At 39.9% G+C, this 5419-nt stretch carries 6 protein-coding genes, 2 pseudogenes and 1 other annotated feature; of the genes and pseudogenes, 3 read left to right on the top strand and 5 right to left on the bottom strand.

Annotation, left to right across the window (positions count from 1 at the left end; all coding sequences use genetic code 11):
* Positions 1–67: pseudogene (locus tag FTU37_RS16805) on the bottom strand (helix-turn-helix domain-containing protein); the annotation flags it as partial.
* A gap of 177 nt (positions 68–244) precedes the next feature.
* Here FTU37_RS16805 and FTU37_RS16260 point away from each other — a divergent pair.
* A protein-coding gene (locus FTU37_RS16260; RefSeq protein ID WP_159153816.1) for an IS3 family transposase occupies positions 245–1464 on the top strand; the annotation gives its coding sequence in 2 pieces (ribosomal slippage) (positions 245–521 and positions 521–1464; 1221 coding nt in all).
* Positions 520–636, top strand: a sequence feature (AL1L pseudoknot). Its footprint overlaps the gene before it by 117 nt.
* A 121-nt stretch (positions 1465–1585) precedes the next feature.
* Here the strand turns inward: FTU37_RS16260 and istB are convergent.
* Positions 1586–2359, bottom strand: coding sequence for an IS21-like element ISAba8 family helper ATPase IstB (gene istB / locus FTU37_RS16255; protein ID WP_159153815.1), 774 nt, complete (start codon positions 2357–2359; stop codon positions 1586–1588).
* Entirely contained in the window at positions 2359–3378 is a 1020-nt protein-coding gene (gene istA, locus FTU37_RS16250; protein WP_159153814.1) for an IS21-like element ISAba8 family transposase, read from the bottom strand. Before istA ends, istB begins: the two co-directional genes overlap by 1 nt.
* Positions 3379–3898: 520 nt before the next feature.
* Here istA and FTU37_RS16245 point away from each other — a divergent pair.
* Positions 3899–4270: pseudogene (locus FTU37_RS16245) on the top strand (ISNCY family transposase); the annotation flags it as partial.
* A gap of 75 nt (positions 4271–4345) precedes the next feature.
* Here the strand turns inward: FTU37_RS16245 and FTU37_RS16240 are convergent.
* Both FTU37_RS16240 and FTU37_RS16235 read right to left on the bottom strand, forming a co-directional pair.
* Positions 4346–4666, bottom strand: a complete 321-nt coding sequence (locus FTU37_RS16240) for a hypothetical protein (protein ID WP_127800962.1) — start codon at positions 4664–4666, stop codon at positions 4346–4348.
* Complete coding sequence (locus FTU37_RS16235; RefSeq protein ID WP_127800960.1) at positions 4666–4947, bottom strand: type II toxin-antitoxin system RelB/DinJ family antitoxin; 282 nt, start codon at positions 4945–4947, stop codon at positions 4666–4668. Before FTU37_RS16235 ends, FTU37_RS16240 begins: the two co-directional genes overlap by 1 nt.
* A gap of 156 nt (positions 4948–5103) precedes the next feature.
* Between FTU37_RS16235 and FTU37_RS16230 the strand changes: the two genes are divergently transcribed.
* The coding region (locus tag FTU37_RS16230) for a transposase (RefSeq protein ID WP_180022990.1) at positions 5104–5419 on the top strand (316 nt) is incomplete at its 3' end.

Raw genomic sequence — 5419 nt, 5'->3', positions numbered from 1 at the left:
GCTTGGCCAGAAAAATGAGTCGTTCTCGCTGTTCTAAACTAAGTGGTACAGAAACAATTCGAGGCATGGGTGAACATCTGTTAACTAAAAAAACTTTTTCGCATGATTAGTTATTTTTGTCAACTTACCATGTATAAGATAATTGATATTAGTCTCTATTATTGATCTAAAAGGGAATTGTCCAAAGAACTGAATGAACCGTACCGGGTTTGTCGGAGAGTCAATATTCTGAGAGACTATCCCGATGACAAAATTAAAATATACCCCTGAAATCAGAGAAAGAGCGGTTCAATTATTGATTGAATCCGAGAAAGATTATCCATCGAATTGGGCTGCAATCACAGCAATTGCGCCTAAGATTGGTTGTACTCCTGAAACACTTCGTGCCTGGCATCAAAAGCATTTAGATCAGCAAAATCCTATTAAAGTACAACAGATATCTGACCAAGAAAAAATGAAGCAAATGGAACGTGAAATTAAAGAATTAAAGCGTGCCAATGAAATTCTACGCAAAGCAGCCGCTTTTTTCGCCAAGGCGGAGCTCGACCGCCCACACAAATAATGGTGGATTTCATCCATAACAATAAAGACTTATATGGTGTTGATGCGATTTGTAGGATTTTACCGATCGCAGCTTCAACCTATTACCGGACTCTAGATCTCTGCGAAAATCCAGAACATCGAGCAAAGCGAGATTTACATGACTTGCATCATGCTGAGGAGATTAAACGAATTTGGAAGGAAAGTTCAGGTCGGTATGGTGTACGTAAAGTCTGGCAAAAACTGAAACGTGAAGGCTATATTATTGCACGCTGTACTGTTGCTCGATTAATGAAAAAGCTAGGTATACAAGGTGTTTGGCGAGGTAAGAACAAACAAACCACCCGTAGCCGAGATGACCAAAAACGAGCAGATGATTTAGTGAAACGTAATTTTACTGCTGATCATCCTGACCAACTGTGGGTCAGTGACTTTACGTATATTCAAACAAATTCAGGCTGGGTCTATACCGCCTTTATTATTGATGTGTTCTCACGAGCAATTGTTGGCTGGAAAGTATCTACACGAATGAATACAGATATGGTGCTCGATGCATTAGAGCAAGCATTGCATGATCGAGGCATGCCAAAGAATGTGATTCATCATTCCGACAGAGGTGTGCAATATCTTTCTATTCGCTATACCAATCGTTTAGAAGCTGCAAATTTACGAGCATCAGTCGGTACAACTGGTGATTCATACGATAATGCTCTGGCTGAAACGGTGAATGGCTTATACAAAACAGAGGTGATTGAATATTTAAAAGCAGATTGGCAAGGTTTAGCAGATGTACAACTTGCGACACTAAACAGGGTAGATTGGTTCAATAAAAAGCGTGTACACAGTGCACTGGGTTATGTATCGCCTTTTGAGTTTGAAGCAATGTACTATGATAAGATTAACCCGTTAGGTCAGGTGGCCTAACTTAAATAAAAAAGTCTCCGACAAACCCGGTACGGTTCAATTTCTGGAACCAGAATTCATACCAAAATTTAAGTGCGAGCATTGTCAACGGCATTCTAAAATTGACCCCTTTGATCTCGTATTAAATTTCAACCTGGGGCTGAATCCCAATTCTTTTTTTATCCTTCAAACGATAACTCTCACCCGATATTTGTACCACATGACAGTGATGCAGCAACCGATCTAACATCGCAGCGGTCAACGTAACATCATCCGCAAACGACTTAGACCATTGGCTAAAGGGTAAGTTACTCGTCAATATCGTACTGCCTTTTTCATAACGCTTGGCAATCACGTTAAAGAACAGATTCGCTTCTTCACGTCCAAACGGTAAATAACCAATTTCATCGATAATCAGTAACTTTGGTCCCAGTACCGCACGTTGCATATAGGTTTTCAATTTACCTTGCTGATAGGCTGTACTCAGTTGCAGCGTGAGATCGGCGGCGGTAATAAACTTGGTTTTGACATTGTTCATGATGGCCTTATAGCCTAATGCCATAGATAAGTGCGTTTTCCCTACACCGCTAGCCCCGAGAAACACCACATTTTCTGCTCTAGCAATAAAGCTCAGGTTGAACAACTCGACCACCTGTGATTTGGGAGCACCCAGTGCATAATTAAAATCGTAACCTTCCAGCGTTTTCACTTGAGGCAGGCCTGAGAGTTTCATCAGGACCTGCTGGCTGCGCTGTTGCCTGGCAGCATATTCATGCGTCAAGATAGCTTCAACAAAGTCGGCATAACTTCCATCTTGACCTAATGTTTGTTGTGCATGATGTGACCATTGTGATGCGATGGCAGGCAGATTGAGCTTTTGGCAAAGTTGCTCTATACGGTCGTATTGCAGATTCATCAGGAAACTCCCAGCAACTGGTCATATACCGATAAGGGATGCTGCAAACTCTCGTAGGGCATGACATGCTGTGCTGCTGCAACAGGTACAGTGCTAGAACCTGTATCTGATTGCGGTAATGGCGTAAATTTTTGCTGCTCCTGTTGCAGTCGAACAGCCGGTTTTTCTTGCGTGGTGGCATGAATCCGCTGATTGGCGGTTTCATGCAGCCACCGGCCAATGTGGGCATTGGCGACATCAACATCTAACAGTAAACCCGAAGTCTTCAGGCTTGCTTTCAATGGCACAATAAAGCTTGATTTGAGGTATCCATTAAAGCGTTCAACTTTGCCTTTGGTCTGTGCACGGTAGGGCTTACATACGCGAGGACGAAAGCTGTATTTCTTGGCGCAGTCGAGCAGTTTGGGATTCCATTTATGCTGCCCCTCCTGATAGGCATCCCGTTCAATCATGATCGTTTTAGCGTTATCAAACAGGATTTCTTGAGGTACTCCTGCAAAAAACTGAAATGCATTTTCTAGACCATCGATCCATGCATCCGTACGTTCATGATCATAAAATTTCACGAAAGTCGCTCTGGAATACCCTAATGTTGCGACAAAGGCTTTTAAAGTCGTGTTGTTGCGTCGAATTGTCGTGAAATCTACCTGCATTTGTTGGCCAGGTTGGGTTTCAAAACGAATGATCGGTTCCGGTTGAGCAACTGGTTTTAATGTTGCAAGATATTCCCTCAAGATCCTGATCTTTCCTGGATATCCCAACCCTAAAATTTCCTGGTAGAGCACAACAGCAGGAATCCATTCAGGATGAGCTGCGTTTACACGTTGGAGTAAATAGGGTTTATATGGGTCAAGGATACTTATTCTAGGCTGTATACGCTGATACTGAGGTGTGGTGTTTTGCCGTAAATATTTACGTACGGTATTTCTGGACACCCCCAGTTCACGACTAATGGCTTTAATAGATTTACCTTGTTGATGAAGTATTTGGATTGTCACTGCTTGCTCCAAAGTTAACATGTTGAGCAGTCCAAAATGACCGCTATATTAACCAAGGGGGTCAGTTTTTAAATGCCATTAGGGGGTCATTTTTACACTGCCGCTAACAGCATATCTGATTGTTGGGTAGCTACACTTTGAAATCTCAAAACAGATAAAGAATAGAGTAATGGATAAAGACATGCCGTTGTAGTCGAAGCATTGAACAGCACAACAATTCGATTTTGAGTTGAATGCTTTTTTGAGAGTTTGATTGTCTTTAAGAAGAACATTACACAATTGAAGAACTAAATGAAGTAAACACTATATAGACTTAAATAAAATTAGCCTAGAATTATTTTTTTAATAAGTCATTGTTTTATATATTGTTTATCTATAAACACAGAGAGTTATGAACTTAAAGTACTATGTACTTAATTTAACATAATCTATATTATACGCAATTGGCATGTTAGAACCCATTCAAAATGTCTATATTCTCACCAATAAAAATGTCTAGTTTATGATGGCTTAAACATCATGGACTGGATATGAAATATAGATGCTGATCACTATGTCTGACAAAGAAATTCAACGTCTTGCTGTTCTGCAAGACGTTCGAGATCATCGTATTACCCAAGTCCGTGCTGCTGAAATCCTTAATCTTTCAACCCGTCAAATTACCTGGTTATTATAGAAGCTCAATCAAGATGGTGTTTCAGGTATGGCGCATGCCAGTCGTGGTCAACCTGGCCATCGTCGCCATGATGATTTATTAAAATCAAAATGTCTTTCCATTATTTCTGAACATCTGCTGGGATTTGGATCTACCTTGGCTCATGAAAAGCTCACTACCATTCATGGATTCGATATTTCAGTGGAAACACTACGTTCCTGGATGATTGCAGCCAATTTATGGATTCTGCGATCCAAGTGCAAATTCTTATTTAATGATCATTAAATTTTGTGCTAACTTGGACAGATATTATTCGGCTAATTGGACAAACAGTTATTGTTCTTTAAGATGATTAATTAATCGCTCATAGTCATTTTTAGAAAGTTTACCAATGTAAGTTAATTTTGTTTTATCAATTGGCAACTGATATGTCTGTACGGTATCAATCCATGATTTTTTACTTAGTCCAACCGATTCCCAATCTATAATTTCAATATATTTACGTTTAATAAAATCAGATTTATTGTCATATTGACTACTTAAACGGAATACGATGTAGTCTTTTTTTGTTTGTCGAATATATAAAACAGGGCGAGTTTTGCCATCTACTATATCTGTCAAACCAACATAAGCCCAATACAAATCCTGTGCCATTAGTACCCACCATCATCGTTTAAAAATGCTTGAGCAGATTTTGTATTAGATACTTTTACACTTGGGATATTATGGCTAAGAGCTATGAGCTGTGCTGTATTAAAATCATCATCACTTATTTGATTGCTTACAGGGATTCGACCTGTTTTGGCTATTTCAGCCATGACCATACTAAAAACAGATGCAGGGGTTAGCCCAACTTTTTTAATAATGTACTCTGCTGATTCAGAAATAGCCTCATCCACAGAATATTGAACTCTCTTTTTTATTAGCTTAGACATTTAACACCTCTCAATCTTGTTAAGGCCATTTAATGCCATAAAATGGTACAAGGCAAGTGAGTAGTAAGTGGTAAGCATCCGGCTAACACAGCCTTACCAAGCGATCCTATAAGCCTTAATTTAGTTCCCACCTAAAAACAAGTGGGGACTTAATCCATGAACATGGATATATATTCAGCAACACCTCCTGTTGCTAAAAAACGCAGAACATACAGCAAAGAATTCAAACTCAGTATTGTCAATGCCTGTAAAAATCCTAATACCTCGATCGCTTCGGTCGCACTGCAACATAGTATTAATGCCAACCTTGTCAGTCGTTGGATCAGGATCTTCAGCCATCATGATGGTGCCGTGCAGGATCCTACTCATGTGAATCCAGCATTTATTGCTTTGCCTTACACTGCTGCAATCAGCCAACCTATTGATGAGAGGATCACGTTGTGTATCACCGTGCCTCATACGAATAATGATA

Origin of the sequence: Acinetobacter sp. YH12097 (assembly GCF_013419225.1) — a bacterium.
In the GTDB taxonomy this organism is placed as follows: Bacteria; Pseudomonadota; Gammaproteobacteria; order Pseudomonadales; family Moraxellaceae; genus Acinetobacter; species Acinetobacter amyesii.
This window is presented reverse-complemented; position numbering and strand designations above follow the sequence as displayed.